The sequence below is a fragment of the Novosphingobium sp. THN1 genome (assembly GCF_003454795.1).
Classification (GTDB): Bacteria; Pseudomonadota; Alphaproteobacteria; order Sphingomonadales; family Sphingomonadaceae; genus Novosphingobium.
The window spans coordinates 2,056,600-2,076,710 of the sequence record NZ_CP028347.1 but is presented as its reverse complement, the minus strand read 5'-3'; the positions used below and the strand labels follow the sequence as shown (position 1 = coordinate 2,076,710).

Below are 20,111 nucleotides of genomic sequence, written 5' to 3'. Positions count from 1 at the left end.
GGTCAGCCTTCCTCGTCGCTGCTCCGCGCGCTTCGGATGGTTGGAAGGCACCGAAACAGAACGTTCGTGTCAGCCTCCCCGAGCAAGGCCGTAAATCGGGTTTCGTGCCTCTCGATCCGCGCCACGGCGTCGTCCGCCATCTTGCGACCGGCTTCCGTCAAAGTCAGCGCATGGCTGCGACCATCCAGGCGCCGACGCTCGACCAAGCCTCGCTCCATCAGCCGCGAGATGATCGGAACCATGTTGGCGCGCTTGATCGCCAGCACCTGCCCGACCTCGGTCTGCGAACAGTCAGGATTTTCGGCAATGACCAACAGCGTCGTCACTTCGGCCGGACGCAAGTCAAGATCGGAAAGTTCGCGCCCCAAGTCTGCCATCATTACGGCGGACGCCCGGCGGAGCTGATAGCCGAGGCGGCTCTCAAGAGAATTGGTCAGCGTCATGGCCTGATCTTTAGGACGGCTATCGCTGATAGCAATATGCCATGGAAAACCACTCACGAAAAAGAAAAGGGCGACCGAAGCCGCCCTTTCCGTGATTGCCCTGTCGCCAGCGTTCAGCGCTTGAGCGAAAGACCACCAAAGCGCTTGTTGAACTGGGCAACACGGCCGCCCTGGTCCAGCTGGCGCGTACCACCGGTCCATGCCGGGTGCGAGGTCGGGTCGATTTCGAGAGCGAGCGTGTCGCCTTCCTTGCCCCAGGTGGAGCGGGTCTCGAAAACGGTGCCGTCGGTCATCTGCACCTTGATCATGTGGTAGTCGGGGTGAATGCCAGTCTTCATGGGTCTTGCTCCGGTGCGCAGCCGGTTCCGACCGGCCGCTAGAATCTGTAAGGGCGCGCGCCTAGCGGAATGCGGCGCTGTTGTCCAGCGTGGCCAGTGATCAGCTGTCCGCAATCATCGCAGTGAAGTTGACCTCGCAGGTCACCTTGTCGCCGATCATCGCCTTGCCAGCGAACTTGCATACGCGCGAACGCTTCTGGGTGAACTCGACATGCAGGTCGAGCAGGACGCCGGGCTCCACGGGATTGCGGAACTTGGCCTCCTCGATCGCCATGAAGTAGACCAGCTTGCCGGACCCCGCGAGACCGAGCGATTCCACGGCGAGGACGCCAGCCGCCTGGGCCAGCGCCTCGATCTGGAGGACGCCTGGCATGATCGGGCGGCCGGGGAAATGCCCCTGGAAGAACTGCTCGTTCATCGACACGGCTTTCACCGCGTGGATACGCTCGTTCAGGGTGAGAGAAGCGACACGATCGACCAGCAACAGCGGATAGCGGTGCGGAAGCGCCGCCATCACCTTGCGAACGTCATAGTCGGTGATCACGCCCTGCGGCGCGTTCTGTTCCTCGGACATTACCCGGCCCCAAACCGAAGACCTCAGCGGCCTTCGGGTGCCTTCTTCGCAGGCTGCGCTGCGGTCGCCGGCTGCTGTGCGGCCTGGGCCTGAGCCTGCTGCTCACGCTGCGCGCGCGGCATCCAGCCAGCCGGCGGCACTAGCTGTGCCGAAGGAATGGCCTTGTTGAGCTCGGTCAGGATATCCTGGTTAAGATTGTAGACCTGGCCCGCCTTGATGACCGACTGGGAATCGATCACCAGCGTAATCTTCTTCTTGTCCATCGCGGCCTGGGTGGCGGCATCAAGCTTGTCGCCGATCTGCTCGAGCACGTACTGCTGCGAGAGGTTGAGGGGCTCGAGAATCTTCTGGATCTCGGCCTGGCCAGCCTGTTCGATCTGCTGGATCTGTTCGTACTGGGCCTGCAGCGCAGCACGGTTCGGGTTTGCAGCCTTCGAGTCCGCCTGAAGCTTGTCGATCAGCGGCTTGAGCTGCGCTTCGATCTGGGCTTTGCGCGCATTGGCCTGGTCGATCTGCGGCTTGTAGGTGGTCGGACGCTGCTGCTGCGCGGTCTGGTATGCAGCGGATGCGGCGACAACTGCCGAAGGATTGGCGATTGCGATGCCAGGGGTGACCGTGCCGGAAGTGGCCTGCGCCACAGCAGCAGTCGGCGAAACGGCAAGAACGGCGAGGCCCGCGAGAAGCGCGGAAGCGTAACGGATTTTCATCAGAACTGGGTTCCCACGTTGAAAGTGAAGGTCTTGGGATCATCGCCGTTGGCCTTCTTGAGGACCTTGGCAAAATCGAGGCGGAACGGACCGAACGGCGAATTCCAGTTCACGCCGATGCCGACCGAGACGCGCGGCGAGATCGTGTCGCCGACGTACTCTTCGACATAGCGCGTGATCCGTGCGGGATCCGCGTTGGGTGGAATAACGGTGGTGATCTTGCCGGCATCGTCGGTGTAATAAGTCACCGCATTGGGATTCTGCGTCAGCGGCTTAGTGATGCCCCATACCGCACCGGCGTCGACATAGACCGAAGGACGCAGGCCAAGTTCGCGGGCGCCTGACCCCAGCGGGATTTCAAGCTCGGCACGAGTCAGATAGTAGTACTTCCCGCCCAGCGCGTCATCGACCCACTGGTTGCGGTCAGTCGAAGCGGTATCGGGGACGCCGTCGTTGTTGGTGTCGATCGTGAGGAACTTGCGCAGAACGCGCGGACCCACGCCGCGAATGTCGAAACCGCGGATCTGAGGCTCGCCAAGGAAGAAGCGGTCTGTCAGGCGGACATCGTCAACTGTCGGATCGCTCGACCGGCTCGACAGCGCCTTGATCGCACCGCCTTCCGCACGGACTGAGAAGATGAAGCCACCGCCCACCGGCCAGAACTTCGCGGCGTTGGCGGTGATGCGCGCATAGCGGACGGAACCGCCCAGCCCGGCAACGTCGGCGCCGACTACGAATTGGGTACCGCGGCTCGGACGCAGGCGGTTGTCCAGCGTGTCATAGACCAGCGAGGCGCCGAGGATGGAACTGGTGCGCTTGCCGATGGCATCGCACAAGTAGCGCCCTGCCAGCAGAATGCTGCACTGGCCGTTAACGTAGAACGTGTTCTGGTCGAGCGTAACGTCATCAAGATTGAACGTGTAGCGCCCGATCAGGGACATGTATTCCGACAGCGGCACGCCGACACGAGCCGAGAAGCCGGTCGTCGCCTGCTTGTAGGTCGTGTTGCGGTTCGAGTTGAACTGGTTGAAACTGTTCAGGTCACGGCGGTAGACGTCGACGCCCATCGAGATGTTCTTGTCGAACAGATAGGGCTCGGTAAAGCTCACCTGCACCGACCGGGTGAAGCGCGAATAATCCACCGACAGGCCGATGGTCTGGCCACGACCGCGGAAGTTGTTCTGGCGGATCGATCCCTGGAAAATGAAGCTCTCAAGGCTCGAGAAACCGGCCGAAAGCTGCAGTTCGCCAGTCGGCCGCTCTTCCACGTTAGCTTCAAGCACGATGCGGTCGGGCGCGCTGCCCGGCTTCTGTTCGATCTCGAACTTTTCCTGGAAGTAGCCCAGCGACTTGATGCGGTTAGTCGAACGCTTGACCTGGAAGGTATTGAACGCGTCGCCCTCAGCCAGACGGAACTCGCGGCGCACGACCTTGTCCTGCGTCAGCGTGTTGCCATTGACGTCGACCCGCTCGACATAGACGCGAGGTGCCTCGGCGATGCGGAAGGTGACCGACATCGTCAGGTCGTCCTTGTTGCGCGAAAAGTCCGGGCGGACGTCGGCGAAGGCATAGCCAAAGGCGCCTGCGGTTTCCGTCAGCGCGTCGACCTGATCCTCGACCATCTTGGCGTTGTACCAGTCACCGGCCTTGATCGGCAGGCGCTTGGACATCGCATCGCTGTCAAAATCGCGCAGCTGGCTGTCGACCTTCACGTCGCCGAACTTGTAGCGATCGCCTTCTTCCACCACGTAAGTGATGATGAAGTCCTTCTTGTCCGGCGTCAGCTCGGCCACGGCTGAGACCACGCGGAAATCGGCATAGCCTTCGGTCAGATAGAACTGCCGCAACTTCTGCTGGTCAAACGCAAGACGATCGGGATCATAGCTGGTGCCGCTCGAGAACAGGCGGAAGAAGCGCGCCTGCTTCGTCACCATCTCGCCGCGCAGCTTGCCGTCGCCAAACTTCTCGTTGCCGATGATGTTGATCTGGCGGACCTTGGACTTCGGCCCCTCACTGATCTCGAACACGATATCGACGCGATTCTGGTCAAGCATGACCATCTTCGGCTCGACCGTCGCCGCGAAGCGGCCCTGCCGCTTGTAGAGTTCGATGATGCGCGCAACGTCGGCGCGGACCTTGGAACGCGTGAAGATCTGGCGGGCCGCGAGCTTGATCTCGGGCAGGATCTTGTCTTCCTTGAGGCGCTTGTTGCCTTCAAGGATGATGCGGTTGATGACCGGGTTTTCCTTGACCTGGACCACCACGTCGCCGCTGTTGTTGCGGATCGAGACGTCGGCGAACAGTTCGGTCGCGTAGAGGTCCTTCAGTGCCTGGTCACCCAGCGCCTGGGTGTAGGTCTGGCCGGGGCGCAGGCGAATGTAGGACAGGATCGTATCGGGTTCGAGACGCTGCGAACCCTGCACCGTCACGGTGCGGATGACGTCTCCGGCAGGTACTGGAGCCTGCACCACCGGGGCCGGGGCTGCAGGCTGAGATACGGGAGCCACGGCCTGCGCCGAGGCAATCCCTGGAACAGCCACCAAAGCGCTGGTGGCCAGAAGGCCTGCGCACAGCGGGGAAGTCCTGGCGTTCCGATTTTCTGCCCGGCCCGCGTTACGTCCAATCATCACCAAGCGCCATCCCGTAATAAAGTGGCAGCAGGACGCCCGCGAGGAAGTCCGGCCGCGGCAAGCAATGTAGCCCTCTGCCCGATGCCACAAGGCCAATCAAGCAAACATTGCCCCGCATTTCTGTGGAAAGACATTATGTGGAAGTCCGCCCGTCACCCCTGACCAGACGGTTTTGCGTCCGCCGCACCGGACGCCATCAAACTCGCCTCACCCTCCAAACAGCTTGAGCGACGCCACGTCGTTGATCGTGACGAACAGCATCAAGGCCATGACGAACGCAAGGCCAGTGCGGAACGCCCACTCCTGCCCGCGCTGCCCCACCGGCTTCTTCCGCACGGCTTCCGCCGCGTAGAAGGCGAGATGGCCGCCGTCGAGGACCGGAATTGGCAGGAGGTTAATGAACCCCAAGTTAATCGAAATGAGCGCCACGAAGCTGACGTACGCCTGCCAGCCCGAAACCAGCTGCTCACCAGAAAACTTGGCGATCTTGATTGGCCCGCCAAGCTCCTTGACCTCACGCTTGCCGGTAATGATCTGGCCTATGCCATTGACCATCATCGAGATTATGCTGCCGGTCTGCCTCACGCCGTCGGCGACCGCTTCAAGCGGACCGACCCGAATAATTTCGTAGCTTTTTGGACCGACGCCAAGGAAACCAATCTTCTGGGTGTTGCCGAAGCGATCGCTCTCCACTTTAACCGCCGCGCTTACGGCGATGCTGACCTGCTGACCATTGCGAACAACCACGACATCCATCGGTTCACCGGGATTTTGTCCGACCTCAAGCCTGACATCGAGGAAGGAATCAACCGCATGTCCGCGTATGGACACGATCCGGTCGTCCACTCGCATGCCAGCTTTATCTGCGGCAGAACCGGCCTGAACTTCACCCACCACAGGAGGTACGACAGCCTTTCCGTAAGCCATGGTAAATCCGGCAAGGATCAGTACGGCAAACAGCAGGTTGGTGATCGGGCCGGCCAGCACGATCAACGAACGTTGCCACAAGGGCTTTGCCTGAAACGTGCGATTGCGCTTCTCGGCGGGAAGAGCGAGCCACTCCTGGCTGGGCTGGCTGGCCGGGTTCATGTCCCCGGCAAACTGAACGTAGCCGCCAAGCGGCAAGGCAGAGAGCTTCCAGCGCGTGCCGCGCTTGTCAGTCCAGCCGGCGAGTTCCTTGCCGAAGCCGATCGAGAAGACGTCGGCCTTGACCCCGAACAAGCGGCCAACGAGATAATGGCCGAGCTCATGGATGAAGACCAATGGCCCCAGCACCAGCACGAAACCGAGCAAAGCGACAAGGATTCCAGGGCTTTCGATCTGGGGCATCAGCGTACGGGTTCCATCAGTTCGCGCGCCCTCGCCCGCGCCTCGGCATCAATCGCAATGACATCGTCAAGACAAGCGGGTGCCGGCATAGCGTTGCGCGACAGCACATCCTCAACCGATTGCACGATCCGGGTGAATGCAATCTGACCATCCAAGAACGCTGCCACGGCGATCTCGTTGGCTGCGTTCATCGTGGCAGGGGCTGCCCCACCTTCGATCACAGCGTTGCGGGCCAAGCGCGTAGCCGGAAAGCGGACCTCGTCCGGCGCGCGGAAAGTCAGCTGTCCGATGGCAGCCAGATCGAGCGGAGCGCAAGGCGTGTCCATCCGCTCGGGCCAGGCCAGCGCCGAAGCAATCGGCACGCGCATGTCCGACGGGCCGAGTTGGGCGAGAGTCGAGCCGTCGCGATATTCGACCATCGAATGCACGATCGACTGCGGGTGGACGATGATGCGCAGGCGTTCCACTCCTACGGGGAACAGATGAAACGCCTCGATGAACTCGAGACCCTTGTTCATCATCGTGGCGGAATCGACGCTGATCTTGGCGCCCATCGACCAGTTGGGATGCTTGACCGCTTCGGCCGGGGTCGCGCCGTGCAACTGCTTCAGCGTCCAATCGCGGAAAGGCCCGCCACTCGCCGTCAGCGTGATTGCATGAACGTGCGAGAGGTTGTTGCCAGCCAGACACTGGAAGATGGCATTGTGCTCGGAATCAACCGGAAGCAGCGTTGCCCCATGTCGCGCCACGGCCGCAGTCATGACGTCACCCGCGGAAACCAACGCTTCCTTGTTGGCCAGGGCGATCACGCCACCACGCTCGATTGCCGCCATGGTCGGGGCAAGCCCGGCGCATCCGACAATCGCAGCTACGGTGATGTCGGCGCCTCTCGAGGCCGCTTCGATCAAGGCCGCAGATCCCGCCGCTGCCTGCACATTGGTTCCGCCAAGAGCTTCGCGAAGAGCGGGCAGTGCTGTCTCGTCGGCGACCACCGCAACCTCGGCACCAAACTCGCGGGCCAGCTTGGCCAAGCCCTCGGCATCGCCATTGGCGGTAAGGGCGATAACACGCCAGTCATCGCGATTTCGCCTGATCAGGTCGAGCGTGGAGGCACCGATCGAACCGGTTGCGCCCAGAACGGAAATGGAGCGCGCCATCTGCCTCTAAAGTCCTGCCTGCGTTGCGGCCCAAGCCGTGCCGACGATGATGGCAACCGGGAGCAAGCCGTCAACCCTGTCGAACAAACCGCCATGTCCCGGAATCAGCCGCGAGGAGTCTTTCACACCCGCGCGGCGCTTGAGCCAAGATTCGTAGAAGTCGCCCATCTGCGCGAAGATGGCGAGAACCGCACCTGCAATTGCTGCCATGCCAAGATTGGCAACTTCCAGCGCTGCTGCAATGCTCGCTCCGGTCGGCCCGATGGCTGAGACGAGATAGCTTGCCGAAAACACCACCAGTGACGCCCAGATGCCTGCCGCGGCCATGCCGCCAAGCAGCCCAGACCAAGTCTTGGAGGGACTGATTTTGGGTGCGATCTTTGGCCCGCCGAGCGAACGGCCGGTGAAGTACGCGCCAGTATCGGTGCATATCACAAGCCCCAGCACGGCCAGCATCAGCGGTTCAGGCATTACGGCAAGAGCTAGTCCGCCCCACCCGACATAGACCGCGCCGAAGATCACCATCGATGAGAGGCGCGATGCGCTGTCAGCGATCTTGCCGACCAGTCGCACATACTCGACGAACACGCCGAGAGCCACAACGGCGACGAACAGGTCCAGCCAAAGGCCGCCCGCCCAGAAGGCGGCGCCCGCGATCGCCAGCATGACAACGGCCGAAGCGAGACGCACGCCGAGGTCCGATTTCCTGGGAGCCTCTGCCGCGCTCGGGGTTACTTGGGGTTCAGCGTCCACCAAAGCGCCTCTCGCGCGATCCGAACTGCTCCAGCGCCTCGCGCAGGTGGTCGCCCGAAAAGTCCGGCCACAGCACGTCGGTAAACCACATCTCGGCATAAGCCGCCTGCCACAGCAGGAAGTTTGATAGGCGAATCTCGCCCGAGGTGCGAATCAGCAAGTCAAGCGGCGGCAGGCAGGCAGTATCGAGTTCGGCCTCGATGGCCTCGGGCGTGATCGCACCCTTGGCCGCAGCCTTGGCCGCCGCCCGCGCGATTTCCTGCTGCGAACCGTAGTTGAGCGCGATGGCCAGCGTCGTGCCGGTATTGCCCGCAGTGCGCGCCATGGCATCTTCGATCAGTTCCACGATATCGGGCGCAAGCACCTGATAATCGCCGATGATCTTCAGCCGGGTGTTGTTGCTGACGAGCTCTGCAAGATCGTTGCGGATGAACGTGCGCAGCAGCCCCATAAGGTCGGCAATCTCGTCCGCTGGCCGCTTCCAGTTCTCGGAAGAGAACGCATAGAGCGTCAGCGCCTCAAGGCCCATGTCGCGCGCGGCGCGGGCAATTTCGCGCACCGTGTCGACACCGCGCTTGTGACCAAAGGCACGCGGCATCATCCGCTTCTTCGCCCAGCGGCCATTGCCGTCCATGATGATCGCGACGTGCCGCGCGCCATGGGACGCGCTGCCGCCAGTCGAGGCGGGGACCGCCGTCACTTGCCGAGGATTTCCTTTTCTTTGGCCACGGCCGCTTCATCGGCCTGCTTGATGATATCGTCTGTCAGCTTCTGCAGGTCGGTCTCGGCGCGCTTGCGCTCGTCTTCCGAGATTTCCTTCTTGTTCTCGTCGGCCTTGAGCGCATCCATGCCATCGCGACGAACGTTGCGGATCGCGATGCGGGCGTTCTCGGCATACTTGCTGGCAAGCTTGGCCAGTTCCTTGCGACGCTCCTCGGTCAGGTCCGGAATCGGCAGACGCAGGGTCTGGCCATCGCTGATCGGATTGAGGCCAAGACCGGCCGAACGGATCGCCTTTTCCACCGGGGTGACGTTGGACTTGTCCCACACCTGCACCGCAAGCATGCGCGGCTCGGGCGCGGAAACGCTGGCGACCTGCGACAGCGGCATGTGGCTGCCATAGACCTCGACCGTGATCGGATCGAGCAACGCGGTGTTGGCGCGCCCGGTGCGCAGGCCGGAAAGATCGCCCTTGAGCGATTCCACCGCGCCCTTCATGCGGCGTTCGAGATCGGCCTTGTCGTACTTTGCCATGGCTCAGGCTCCTTGTCTGACGATCGTCTGCGTCCCCTCGCCCGCAAGCACGCGGGCGAGATTGCCGCGCTCGCGGATCGAGAAGACGACGATCGGAATGTTGTTGTCACGGCACAGCGCCACGGCGCTCGCATCCATGACCTTCAGGTTGTCTGCCAGCACCGTGTCGTAATCCACGGTTTCATAACGCTTTGCCGTCGCATCCTTCTTCGGGTCGGCGTCATATACGCCGTCCACGCTGGTGCCTTTCAGGAGAGCGTCGCACTTCATCTCGGCGGCGCGCAGCGCAGCACCGGAATCGGTGGTGAAATAGGGCGCGCCAACGCCCGCCGCAAAGATCACGATGCGGCCCTTTTCGAGGTGGCGTTCGGCACGGCGTCGGATCACCGGCTCGCACACCTTGTCCATCTCGATCGCCGACTGCACGCGGGTCGGCACGCCAAGCTGCTCAAGCGCCGACTGCATTGCCAGCGCGTTCATCACCGTGGCGAGCATGCCCATGTAGTCAGCTTGGGCGCGATCCATGCCCTTGGCAGCGCCCGCAATGCCGCGGAAGATGTTGCCACCGCCGATCACCAGGCAGATCTCGAGGCCGCTGTCGCGCGCGTCCTTAACTTCCTGCGCAACGCGGGCGACATAGTCCGTGTCGATCCCGAACTGCTGTTCCCCCATCAGCACTTCGCCCGAGAGCTTCAGGAGGATGCGCTTGTAGCTGGGGACGCTCATGGATGGGATGCACTCGTAACCAAAGGGAAGTGGTCGCCCTTATAGCCCTGTAAAGGGGCCTGCCAAGGGCGCAGGCATAACAATCCCCGCACCGACGGACCAGATAACCGGTCCGTCCATGCGGGGATCGTTTGGTACAGACTTACTTGATGCCGGCGGCAGCAGCCACTTCGGCAGCGAAGTCGGTCTCTTCCTTCTCGATGCCTTCGCCGAGCTGGAAGCGGACATAGTCCTTGAGCACGATCTTCGTGCCGGCTTCCTTGCCAGCGGCATCGACGACCTGCTGGATGGTCGACTTGTTGTCCATCACGAAGATCTGCGAAAGCAGCGCGTTCTCCTTGGCGTACTTGGCGACAGCGCCGTCGACCATCTTCGCCTGGACTTCGGCAGGCTTGCCGCTCTCGGCTGCCTTTTCAGCCGCGATCTTGCGCTCGCGGGCGATCAGTTCGGCGTCGAGCTGGTCGGCGGTCAGCGCCTGCGGGAAGGCAGCAGCGATGTGCATCGCGATCTGCTTGCCGAGTGCTTCGAGCTTGTCAGCCGCAGCTTCGGATTCGAGCGCAACGAGCACACCGATCTTGCCGAGGTTGGTGGCGGCCGCGTTGTGCATGTAAGGCACGACAACGCCGTTCGACACTTCAACGTGCTTGATGCGGCGCAGCTGCTGGTTTTCGCCGATGGTGGCGACGTTGTTGGTCAGCTTGTCGGCAACCGAACCACCGTCCGGATAGGCAGCAGCCTTAAGCGTCTCGACGTCAGAAGCGCCTGTGGTCAGCGCAACTTCGGTGGCCTTGCGCACGAAGTCCTGGAACTGATCGTTCTTGGCGACGAAGTCGGTTTCCGAGTTCACTTCGACGGCAACGCCCTTGGTGCCCGAAACGGCGACGCCAACGAGGCCTTCAGCCGCGGTACGGCTCGACTTCTTGGCAGCGGCAGCCAGACCCTTGGCGCGCAGCGCGTCCACGGCGGCCTCGAAGTCGCCGCCGGCTTCGTCGAGAGCCTTCTTGCAGTCCATCATGCCGGCGCCGGTGCGCTCGCGCAGGTTCTTCACGTCAGCGGCGGTGTAAGCCATTGCGTTGATCCTTTATCTTGAAAACACAGGAAGGCCGCAGCACTGCCGCGGCCCGTAAATCGCATCCGGGTCAGTTCGGTGACGGCCCGCCATTGCAAGCGGGCCGTCACTCGAAAAACCGGATCAGGCTTCAGCCGTAGCTTCTTCAGCCAGCGGCTCGGCCATGGCGCCGAGGTCGGCACCTGAAGCGATCGCAGCGTCACGGCCACCCTTGGTGGCGGCTGCGGCAACGGCTTCGCAGTACAGGCGGATGGCGCGGCTTGCGTCGTCGTTCGCCGGAACCGGGAACGCGATGCCGTCGGGCGAGACGTTCGAGTCGAGGATCGCGACGACCGGGATACCGAGGACGTTGGCTTCCTTGATCGCCAGCTCTTCCTTGTTGGCGTCGATCACGAACATAACGTCCGGAATGCCGCCCATGTCGCGGATGCCGCCCAGCGACAGCTCGAGCTTGTCGCGCTCACGGGTCAGCTGCAGGACTTCCTTCTTGGTCAGACCGGCAGTGTCGCCTGCGAGCTGCTCTTCCAGCGCCTTGAAGCGCTTGATCGAACCCGAGATGGTCTTCCAGTTGGTGAGCATGCCGCCCAGCCAGCGGTGGTTGACGTAGTGCTGACCGGCAGCGCGCGCGGCCTGCGCGATCGGCTCCTGCGCCTGGCGCTTGGTGCCGACGAACAGGACCTTGCCGCCAGCCTGGACGGTCGCCGAGATGAACTCGAGCGCGCGGGCGAACAGCGGAACGGTCTGCGACAGGTCGAGGATGTGGATGCCGTTGCGGGCGCCGAAGATGTACGGCTTCATCCGCGGGTTCCAGCGGTGGGTCTGGTGGCCGAAGTGGGCCCCGGCTTCGATAAGCTGATGCATCGTGACGACTGGTGCCGCCATGGGTAATTCCTTTCCGGTTGTGCCTCCGGGACGCTGGAACCGCTGCGGAGCCCCCGCTGGCGGCACCGGTGAAAGTGCATCCCGTGTGGATTGTTCGCATTGTTCTGCCAGCACCATGCCAGACAGCTTCGTGCGAACGCGCCGCCGTTAGAGGATGGCGGGGGAAAAATCCAGCATTGAATCGCTGACGTGTCCTCACGCACCGCACGATGCTTGATCGAGATTAATCCGCCCAGGAGGCAAAAAATACGCCCGTCAAATCAGGAAGTTGGTGGGACTCACGGCGAATTCGGGTGCAGCACGCCTGTTGCGGCTTGACGGAACAGAACAAAACAGGAACATTAGCTCCATATCCGAATCAGTCATCGGACAGTCAGGAACGATAGCTCAATCCACAGGTTATCCACAGGCGAATCGTAAAGAGATTCTTAACCAGGTGGATCTGGCAGAACGCAGGGAATGGTCCAATGCTCGCTCTTGTTTGCACAGTCGTCTTCGCAGCCGCAGCCACCTTCGCCGTGGGCGTGATCTTCATGACGATGCAGGGGCGCAAAGAGCAGATCGTTGCCCTTCTGGCTGAATACCGCTCGCTTGAGCGTGACCCCGAATTCCTCGTCCGCATCACCAGCCACGAAGCCGAATCGCCGCGTGCCTTTGCCGCCCCGCAACTGCGCCGCACTGCGCGCCGCGCATTCAAGCAGGCGGAAGCGGCTCGCTCCGCACGCTCGCTGCGCGCTGCCGCCTGACCCGGGCATAGCGCACTACACCAACCGGGATCAGCAGCAGGTAAACAATGCAGATCCCGGATAGCGTCAGCCAGGGTTCGCTCAACAGCGCCGCAATCACCAGGCCAAACAAGGCGATCAGTTCGAGCCGCACGCTGCGCCGCGGCCGAAGCGACGACCAGCTCAGCGTAGCCAGATTGGAAATCATCAGGAACGCGACCAGCACAAGCCATGGCCCGACCAGCAACGGCTCGCGGAACACTGGATTGTCAGTGGCAATCCACAGGTAGAGCGGCAGGAACGCCAAGCCTGCCCCTACCGGTGCCGGCACACCCGTCAGGAATCCAGCTGACTTGTGCGGCTGTTCCTCGATGTCGATGCGAGCATTGAATCGGGCCAGCCGAAGTGCGCAAGCGATCGCCACGGCAAGAGCTGCAAACCAGCCCACTCGCGGCGCCTCCTGCAAGGACCACAGGAAAAGAATCAACGCGGGCGCGACGCCAAACGAGACGTTGTCCGCCAGACTGTCGAGCTCTGCGCCAAAGCGCGATTGTGCGTTAAGCAGGCGGGCGATCCGGCCATCGATACCATCGAGCAGGCCTGCGATAATGACAGCAGCAACAGCCTTGCGCCAATCCTCGGCAACCTGCAGCGGATCGGTGCCGGACGCTGCAGTAACCGCGAACCGTATGCCGGTAAGGCCCGAGCAAAGCGCGGCAGTGGTAATCGCATTCGGGGCCATGGCCCGCAGCGTAAGGCCGCCGGGCAGGCGCCCGCGACGGAGGCGAGCCGCCCTGCCCTCGTCGATCATTGGCCGATGCCTTCGATCATCGGAGCTTCGCCGATCTCGGCAAGGATCGTCTCCCCCGCCACGCACTTCTGGCCCATGAGCACTTTCGGCTCGGTCCCGGCCGGCAGATAGACATCAACGCGGCTGCCGAAGCGGATCAGCCCCACGCGCTGTCCCACCGCCACGATGTCGCCGCCCTTCACGAACGGCACGATGCGGCGTGCTATCAGACCGGCGATCTGCGTAAAACCAATCTGCACCCCATCGCCGCGTTCAACGAGGAAGTGCTGGCGCTCGTTCTCTTCACTCGCCTTGTCGAGGTCTGCATTCACGAATTTGCCGGGGATATAGACCACCCGTCGGATCGTCCCGGCGATCGGAGAGCGATTGATGTGTACGTCGAACACCGACATGAAGATCGAAACGCGGGTGACCGGTTCCGGGTCCATGCCACGAACGCCCGAGCCATCGTCGGCGCAGAGTTCGCGCGGCGGCGGCACCTTCTGAATCAGGGTGATCAGGCCATCAGCGGGAGACACAACGAACTTGTCGTCCCTTGGCGTCACGCGCACGGGATCGCGGAAGAAAGCCAGCACGCCCAAGGTCAGGAAAGCGAGCGGCCAGGCAATCGTTTCCCAGGCCATGAACGCTGCACCAGCGCTCAAGGCTGCGGCAATCAGGCCAAACTTGCGACCTTCGGGATGGATGGATGGCCATGACCAACCGGCGGAACCGCGACCACGGTTATCGAGAATTTCTCCGGACATGCGCCCCATCTAGGCGTTGGCTCGCGCCAGAACAAGCAATCATCCCTGCTTCTGCCACGGGGCGGACACCCTTGGCGGCATGACCCGCCCGAGAAATGCAATGACCGCCTCGTTGAAAAGGTCGTTGCGATCGCCCGCGACCATATGCCCCGCACCGCCAATATCGGCCACTTCCAGATGAACGATCCGCTCTGCCAGATGGTCCACGCCTTCATCGGTGACGATGTCGGACTTCATGCCGCGCACCAGCAAGCTTGGGACCGACTGTGTCCAGTCCGCTGCGGCAATCATCTCTTCGAGGGAAATACCCGGGTTCCCGCCAGTCAGGAACTTCGGGTCCCAATGCCAGTAGAAGCGCCCATCGCTTCCCTCGCGCAGATTCTTGCGGAGGCCGTCGAGCCGCGCCGGGCGCTTGCGATCCGGGTAGTAGGCAGAGATCGCATCAGCAGCCTCTTCCAGCGATGCAAAGCCGTTCGGATTGGCGGACATGAAGCCGACGATCCGGTCGACGCCCGATTCGGACAATCGCACCACGACATCGACAAGCACCAGTGCCGCCGGAACCGTGCCATGGCACGCCGCAGCCATTGACGACAGACCACCCAGCGATGCGCCTACGAAGGCAAACGGCCCTCGAACACGCTTGGTAATACTGGCGAGGTCGCCCGCCCGTCGCTGCAGCGAATAGTCACCGTCCGGCTCCCAGTCGCTCTCGCCATGACCGAGCAGGTCGTAGTTGATCACGTGATAACCGGCCGAAGCCAGTTCCTGACCGGCCCGATCCCAGCTGTGCCGGGTCTGCCCGCCGCCATGCCCGAGGATGACGGTCGGCGCATTGGGATCACCCAGCTCGTCTGCAACAATGGACAAGTTGCCTGAAACAGGGATGCGGATCTTCGTCATGCTGCGCAGCGTTGCGCAACTGCCATCGCAGCGCAACCGCAATTAATTGGCCGATTAAGTCCCGGCTGTATGGCGGGGGTCGCTCTGCAGCAGGAGCGAAGGGCTGGTGGTGGACAGGGCTAGATTCGAACTAGCGTACGCTTGCGCGGGCAGATTTACAGTCTGCTGCCTTTAACCACTCGGCCACCTGTCCACACCAGTGCTGCCGGTGCCGGTTCTTCCCGAAGAAAGACCCGATTTTCGAAGTCTCCGAGGAGACCGTCCGGCCGAGTGGCGGCCCCTTTGGCGAAGCTGGACTTGCCTGTCAATGGGCAGGCTGGCATGCGCGACACGAAATTTTTCAACAAGCTTGCAGAGAAGGTCTCCCGATGCCCCGCAATGACGATCAACCGAAGGGCCGTGCGCTGCGCGGCCGCGCCGGCCGCAACAGGGGTGGACGCGGCTCGGGCCGGGGCAGCGCGGGCTCGATCCGCCTGTGGGGTCGGCACGCCATCGAGGCTGCGCTGACCAATCCCAACCGCGATGCCAAGAAGCTGTGGGGCACGCGCGAGGCGATCCAGGCCATGCTCGACGATCACGACGCCGAATTGCCCGCCTCGCTTCCGGTGGAATATGCCCAGGCGGCAGACCTTGCGCGCCTTGTCGCCAAGGACGCACCACACCAGGGCCTCGTGCTCGATTGCGCCCCGCTCGACGATGTCGCGCTCGACGACGTTCTCGACGAATCCGAGGGCCGCACCATCGTCGTGCTCGATTCTGTCACCGATCCGCACAACGTCGGCGCGATTCTCCGCTCCTGCGCCGCCTTCAATGTCGCCGCACTCGTCACGCAGGACCGTCATGCGCCGCCCGAATCGGGCACGCTCGCCAAGTCGGCTTCGGGCGCGCTGGAGATCGTGCCGTGGGTCCGCGTTGTGAACCTGTCGCGCGCGCTCGAGCGGATGAGCGAGGAAGGCTACTGGCGCATCGGCCTCGACGGCGATGGCAAGGCAGTATTCCCCTCCGCCGTTCCCGCAGGCCCGGTCGCGCTGGTCCTTGGCGCCGAGGGCGAAGGGCTGCGCCACAACGTTGCCCAGCACTGCGACGCGATAGCGCGCCTGCCGATTGCTTCGGCCATCGAAAGCCTTAACGTGTCGAACGCCGCGGCCATCGCGCTCTATGCGGTCGCCACGCGCGAGGGATAAGCACGACAGGAGGGGCAGATGCGGCGTTATTGGGCTTTGGCGGCGGCAACGCTCGCCACACTGCTGCTGGCAGGCTGCCTGCTCCTCCCCGGCAAGTTCACCTCAGGCATAGACCTGCGCAAGGACGGCAGCTTCAGCTTCACCTACAAGGGCGAGATCCATGTCCTCGCCCTGTCGAAGCTCGCCGCCGAGGAGCGCAACCGCAAGAACGAGACCGCGACTTTCGAACCTTCGACCTGTTTCGATGACGAGAAGGGCGAGGAACGGACCTGCACCGCCGACGAAATCGCGGAGCAGAAGAGGGTCTGGGAGGAAGACGTTGCCGCCAGCAAGGCTGCAGCTGAGGAAAAGAAGAAATCCGACGAGCAGATGGCCAAGGCCATGCTCGGCGGCATCGACCCATCCGATCCACGCGCCGCGCAGGAGTTCGCCGAACGCTTGCGCCGTCAGAGGGGCTGGAAGTCGGTCATCGACAAGGGCGATGGCAAGTTCGAAGTCGAATACGCGATCACCGGCAAGCTGACCCATGATTTCAGCTTCCCGATGGTGGAAAAGCTGCCGATGGTCATGCCCTTCGTCACAATGATCCGTCGTGCTGATGGCAGCGTGCGCATCGATGCACCGGCATTTGCCTCGGGCGCGGCAAGCTCTCCGATCATGGGCATGGCCGCCATGGCCGCCGATGAAAAGAGCGCAAAGGCCGGTGGCGATGGCATGCCCGTGCTCGACGGCGTGCTGACGCTGACCACCGACGGCGAGATTCTCGCGAACAATACCGACGAGGGTCCTGCCATGTCGCCTTCGGGCAGGACGCTGCAGTGGAAGGTCAACGAACGCACCAAGGAAGCGCCGACCGCCCTCATCCGCATCGTCACATGAAATAAGCCGCGCCGGTCTGGCTGACCGACGCGGCTCCAAAATTCCCCGGGCCTGAAGTCCCGGTCAGTCAGCGATCAGTTGACCGCGTCCTTGAGGCCCTTGCCGGCCTTGAACTTGGGTTGTGCCGAAGCCTTGATCGACATCGGCTCACCGGTACGCGGGTTGCGACCGGTCGATGCCTTGCGCTTGGCCACCGAGAAGGTGCCAAAACCGACAAGGCGCACTTCGTCGCCCTTGGCCAGGGCACCGGAGATCGATTCGAAAACGGCCTCGACGGCCTTGGTCGCATCGCCCTTCGACAGGCCGCTGACATCGGCGACGGCGCCGATCAGATCGTTCTTGTTCATTGCGGAACCCCCTAAGTCTTTTGTCTTGGGTTGAATGGAATTGAGTCGCCTTTCGGGTGCACGGAAACAAGCCGAGAAACAATCACCTGTCAAAGGCTATTCGGCTCTGCCCAGCCCGGAATCACCTTATTTTTAGCCACTTTTCAGAACAGGAAAGGGGTGCACGCAACAATTGTGCGCACACCCCTCCCGAACTTGCACTTAACAAAGGTTAATGGGCAGTCGGCGCAGCCCCTGTCGCGCCGGCCGGTGCGGTCGGCTGCGAGGCAAGATCGTCAGCCTCGGTCCACTCGATCGCCTGCGGCACCGATGACAGCGCGCGGGCCAGCACCTCGTCGACATGGCTGACCGGCACGATTTCCAGACCTTCCTTGATGTTGGCCGGAATCTCGGCAAGATCCTTGCGGTTCTCCTCGGGGATCAGCACCGTCTTGATGCCGCCACGCAGCGCGGCAAGCAGCTTTTCCTTCAAGCCACCGATGGCCAGCACGCGGCCACGCAGCGTGACTTCACCGGTCATTGCCACTTCTGCGCGCACCGGAATACCGGTCAGCGTGGAGACCATGGCGGTGACCATGCCGATGCCCGCGCTCGGGCCGTCCTTCGGCACGGCGCCCTCCGGCAAGTGGATGTGCAGGTCCTTGCGATTGAAGATCGAAGGCCGGATGCCATAGGCCGGGCTGCGCGCCTTGACGAAGCTGAACGCCATCTGGACGCTCTCGCTCATCACCTCGCCCAGCTTGCCGGTGGTCTTGACCGCGCCCTTGCCGGGCACTGTCACGCTTTCGATCGTCAGTAGTTCACCGCCCACCTCGGTCCAGGCGAGGCCCGTGACGGCGCCGACCTGATTCTCCTCGTCGGACACGCCGTGACGGAACTTGCGTACGCCGGCAAAGTCCGAAAGGTTTTCCGGCGTGATCGTGACCGACTTGGTCTTGCCTTCAAGGATCTGTCGCAGCGACTTGCGCGCAAGACGCGCCACTTCACGCTCCAGCGTGCGCACGCCAGCTTCGCGGGTGTAGTAGCGGATCAGGTCGCGCAGCGCTTCGGTCTCAAGCGTGAACTCGCCCTTCTTGAGGCCGTGCGCCTCAACCTGCTTGCGCACCAGATGGCGCTCGGCGATCTCGACCTTCTCGTCTTCCGTGTACCCCTCGAGCCGGATGATCTCCATGCGGTCCAGCAGCGGCTGCGGCAGGTTCAGGCTGTTCGCCGTGCAGACGAACATCACGTCCGAAAGGTCGAAATCGAGCTCCAGGTAGTGGTCCTGGAACTTCGCGTTCTGTTCGGGGTCGAGCACTTCCAGCAGCGCCGAGGCCGGATCGCCCCGGAAGTCCTGACCGAGCTTGTCGATCTCGTCGAGCAGGAACAGCGGGTTCGCAGTGCCAGCCTTCTTGAGGTTGGTCACGATCTTGCCCGGCAGCGAGCCGATGTAGGTGCGGCGGTGACCGCGGATCTCGGCCTCGTCGCGCACACCGCCGAGCGACTGGCGCACGAACTGGCGCCCTGTCGCCTTGGCGATCGACTTGCCGAGCGAGGTCTTGCCAACGCCCGGAGGCCCGACAAGGCACAGGATCGGCCCCTTCAGCTTGTTGGTGCGCGCCTGGACGGCAAGATACTCGACAATACGGTCCTTGACCTTGTCCAGCGCATAGTGATCCGCATCGAGCACGGCCTGTGCAGCCGGAATGTCCTTCTTCAGCTTGCTGCGCTTGCCCCACGGCAGGCCCAGCAGCACGTCGAGGTAGTTGCGGATGACGGTCGCCTCGGCGCTCATCGGCTGCATCGTCTTGAGCTTCTTGAGCTCAGCCGTCGCCTTGGCCTTGGCTTCCTTCGACAGCTTGAGAGTGTCGATCTTCTCCTGAAGCTCGGCAATCTCGTTGGCTTCCTCGCCATCGCCGCCACCCAGTTCCGACTGGATCGCCTTGAGCTGTTCATTCAGGTAGTATTCGCGCTGGGTCTTTTCCATCTGGCGCTTCACGCGGCCACGGATCTTGCGCTCCACCTGCAGCACGCCCAGCTCGCCCTCCATGAAGGAAAGCACCATCTCGAGCCGCTTCATCGGGTCGGTTTCGGAAAGTACTGCCTGCTTGTCGGCCACCTTGGCTGCAAGGTTCGCCGCAACCGAATCCGCAAGCTTCCCGGCATCCTCGATATCGCCAAGCTGGCCGCCGGCATCCTGCGGCAGCTTCTTCGAAAGCTTCGCGTATTCGGCGAACTGATCGACGACCGAGCGCATCATCGCGGAAATCTCGGTACTCTCGGCCACTACGGCTTCCTGCGGCTCGACCTGCGCAACCAGCATCGCGCCATGCGTCGTCGTCTCTTCGCGCAGGCCTTCAAGGACCGCGCGATCACGCCCTTCGACGAGCACGCGCACCGTGCCGTCTGGCAGCTTCAGCAATTGCAGCACACTGGCGATCACGCCGGTATCATACAGATCGTCGCGATCCGGATCGTCGCAGCCCGGATCGAGCTGGGCGAGCAGGAAAATGTCCTTGTTGCCGGCCATGGCCGCTTCCAGCGCCGCTACCGATTTCTCGCGCCCGACAAAGAGGGGCACGACCATGCCGGGGAAGACGACGATGTCGCGAAGGGGAAGCAGGGGATAGAGATTCATGGGCACTTCGTTTCCGTCCTGCCGGGCACGCCGCCCG

At 62.7% G+C, this 20,111-nt stretch carries 21 protein-coding genes and 1 tRNA gene; 3 read left to right on the top strand and 19 right to left on the bottom strand.

The window, feature by feature from the left end:
• Positions 1–2: 2 nt before the first annotated feature.
• From C7W88_RS10365 to rpsB, 13 genes are all read right to left on the bottom strand, one after another.
• A complete protein-coding gene (locus tag C7W88_RS10365) occupies positions 3–443 on the bottom strand; it encodes a MarR family winged helix-turn-helix transcriptional regulator (RefSeq protein WP_162895994.1) in 441 nt (146 codons plus the stop codon).
• Between the two features lie 113 nt (positions 444–556).
• Positions 557–781, bottom strand: a complete 225-nt coding sequence (gene rpmE / locus C7W88_RS10360) for a 50S ribosomal protein L31 (RefSeq protein WP_039337458.1) — start codon at positions 779–781, stop codon at positions 557–559.
• A gap of 100 nt (positions 782–881) precedes the next feature.
• On the bottom strand, positions 882–1,355 hold the full coding sequence (gene fabZ, locus C7W88_RS10355) for a 3-hydroxyacyl-ACP dehydratase FabZ (protein WP_118073471.1): 474 nt from the start codon (positions 1,353–1,355) through the stop codon (positions 882–884).
• Positions 1,356–1,378: 23 nt separating this feature from the next.
• Positions 1,379–2,062 (bottom strand): OmpH family outer membrane protein, encoded by a 684-nt coding sequence (locus C7W88_RS10350; protein WP_118073470.1) that lies wholly within the window; start codon positions 2,060–2,062, stop codon positions 1,379–1,381.
• The gene (bamA, locus tag C7W88_RS10345; RefSeq protein ID WP_118073469.1) at positions 2,062–4,689 is read right to left on the bottom strand and encodes an outer membrane protein assembly factor BamA; all 2,628 of its coding nucleotides are present in this window, start codon (positions 4,687–4,689) and stop codon (positions 2,062–2,064) included. Before bamA ends, C7W88_RS10350 begins: the two co-directional genes overlap by 1 nt.
• 210 nt (positions 4,690–4,899) lie before the next feature.
• The gene (gene rseP, locus C7W88_RS10340) at positions 4,900–6,021 is read right to left on the bottom strand and encodes an RIP metalloprotease RseP (RefSeq protein WP_118073468.1); all 1,122 of its coding nucleotides are present in this window, start codon (positions 6,019–6,021) and stop codon (positions 4,900–4,902) included.
• The gene (locus C7W88_RS10335) at positions 6,021–7,178 is read right to left on the bottom strand and encodes a 1-deoxy-D-xylulose-5-phosphate reductoisomerase (protein WP_118073467.1); all 1,158 of its coding nucleotides are present in this window, start codon (positions 7,176–7,178) and stop codon (positions 6,021–6,023) included. The genes rseP and C7W88_RS10335 overlap by 1 nt, the downstream gene beginning before the upstream one ends.
• Positions 7,179–7,184: 6 nt before the next feature.
• Positions 7,185–7,931, bottom strand: coding sequence for a phosphatidate cytidylyltransferase (locus C7W88_RS10330; RefSeq protein ID WP_240344534.1), 747 nt, complete (start codon positions 7,929–7,931; stop codon positions 7,185–7,187).
• Complete coding sequence (gene uppS, locus C7W88_RS10325; RefSeq protein ID WP_240344929.1) at positions 7,921–8,565, bottom strand: polyprenyl diphosphate synthase; 645 nt, start codon at positions 8,563–8,565, stop codon at positions 7,921–7,923. Before uppS ends, C7W88_RS10330 begins: the two co-directional genes overlap by 11 nt.
• 62 nt (positions 8,566–8,627) lie before the next feature.
• Positions 8,628–9,185, bottom strand: coding sequence for a ribosome recycling factor (frr, locus tag C7W88_RS10320; protein WP_118073464.1), 558 nt, complete (start codon positions 9,183–9,185; stop codon positions 8,628–8,630).
• A 3-nt stretch (positions 9,186–9,188) separates the two neighbouring features.
• On the bottom strand, positions 9,189–9,911 hold the full coding sequence (gene pyrH / locus C7W88_RS10315) for a UMP kinase (protein ID WP_118073463.1): 723 nt from the start codon (positions 9,909–9,911) through the stop codon (positions 9,189–9,191).
• 142 nt (positions 9,912–10,053) lie between these two features.
• Positions 10,054–10,980: a translation elongation factor Ts gene (gene tsf, locus C7W88_RS10310; RefSeq protein WP_118073462.1), complete on the bottom strand. Its 927-nt coding sequence runs from the start codon at positions 10,978–10,980 to the stop codon at positions 10,054–10,056.
• 123 nt (positions 10,981–11,103) lie between these two features.
• Entirely contained in the window at positions 11,104–11,862 is a 759-nt protein-coding gene (rpsB, locus tag C7W88_RS10305) for a 30S ribosomal protein S2 (RefSeq protein ID WP_039337510.1), read from the bottom strand.
• A gap of 467 nt (positions 11,863–12,329) precedes the next feature.
• On the opposite strand from rpsB, the gene C7W88_RS10300 reads away from it, so the two are divergent.
• Positions 12,330–12,608 (top strand): hypothetical protein, encoded by a 279-nt coding sequence (locus tag C7W88_RS10300; RefSeq protein WP_118073461.1) that lies wholly within the window; start codon positions 12,330–12,332, stop codon positions 12,606–12,608.
• Here the strand turns inward: C7W88_RS10300 and C7W88_RS10295 are convergent.
• The 4 genes from C7W88_RS10295 to C7W88_RS10280 form a co-directional block, all read right to left on the bottom strand.
• Positions 12,556–13,398: a phosphatidylcholine/phosphatidylserine synthase gene (locus tag C7W88_RS10295; RefSeq protein ID WP_118073460.1), complete on the bottom strand. Its 843-nt coding sequence runs from the start codon at positions 13,396–13,398 to the stop codon at positions 12,556–12,558. The genes C7W88_RS10300 and C7W88_RS10295 overlap by 53 nt on opposite strands.
• Entirely contained in the window at positions 13,395–14,144 is a 750-nt protein-coding gene (locus tag C7W88_RS10290; RefSeq protein ID WP_118074707.1) for a phosphatidylserine decarboxylase, read from the bottom strand. Before C7W88_RS10290 ends, C7W88_RS10295 begins: the two co-directional genes overlap by 4 nt.
• Positions 14,145–14,183: 39 nt before the next feature.
• Positions 14,184–15,047: an alpha/beta fold hydrolase gene (locus C7W88_RS10285; RefSeq protein ID WP_118074706.1), complete on the bottom strand. Its 864-nt coding sequence runs from the start codon at positions 15,045–15,047 to the stop codon at positions 14,184–14,186.
• A gap of 107 nt (positions 15,048–15,154) precedes the next feature.
• A tRNA-Tyr gene (locus C7W88_RS10280) sits at positions 15,155–15,240 on the bottom strand.
• Positions 15,241–15,415: 175 nt separating this feature from the next.
• Here C7W88_RS10280 and rlmB point away from each other — a divergent pair.
• Together rlmB and C7W88_RS10270 are read left to right on the top strand one after the other, a co-directional pair.
• Complete coding sequence (rlmB, locus tag C7W88_RS10275; protein ID WP_118073459.1) at positions 15,416–16,231, top strand: 23S rRNA (guanosine(2251)-2'-O)-methyltransferase RlmB; 816 nt, start codon at positions 15,416–15,418, stop codon at positions 16,229–16,231.
• Between the two features lie 18 nt (positions 16,232–16,249).
• A complete protein-coding gene (locus C7W88_RS10270) occupies positions 16,250–17,110 on the top strand; it encodes a hypothetical protein (RefSeq protein ID WP_118073458.1) in 861 nt (286 codons plus the stop codon).
• 74 nt (positions 17,111–17,184) lie between these two features.
• Here C7W88_RS10270 and C7W88_RS10265 read toward each other — a convergent pair whose 3' ends face one another.
• Positions 17,185–17,457, bottom strand: coding sequence for an HU family DNA-binding protein (locus C7W88_RS10265; RefSeq protein ID WP_039337436.1), 273 nt, complete (start codon positions 17,455–17,457; stop codon positions 17,185–17,187).
• Between the two features lie 211 nt (positions 17,458–17,668).
• A complete protein-coding gene (gene lon, locus C7W88_RS10260) occupies positions 17,669–20,074 on the bottom strand; it encodes an endopeptidase La (protein WP_118073457.1) in 2,406 nt (801 codons plus the stop codon).
• Between the last annotated feature and the right edge of the window lie 37 nt (positions 20,075–20,111).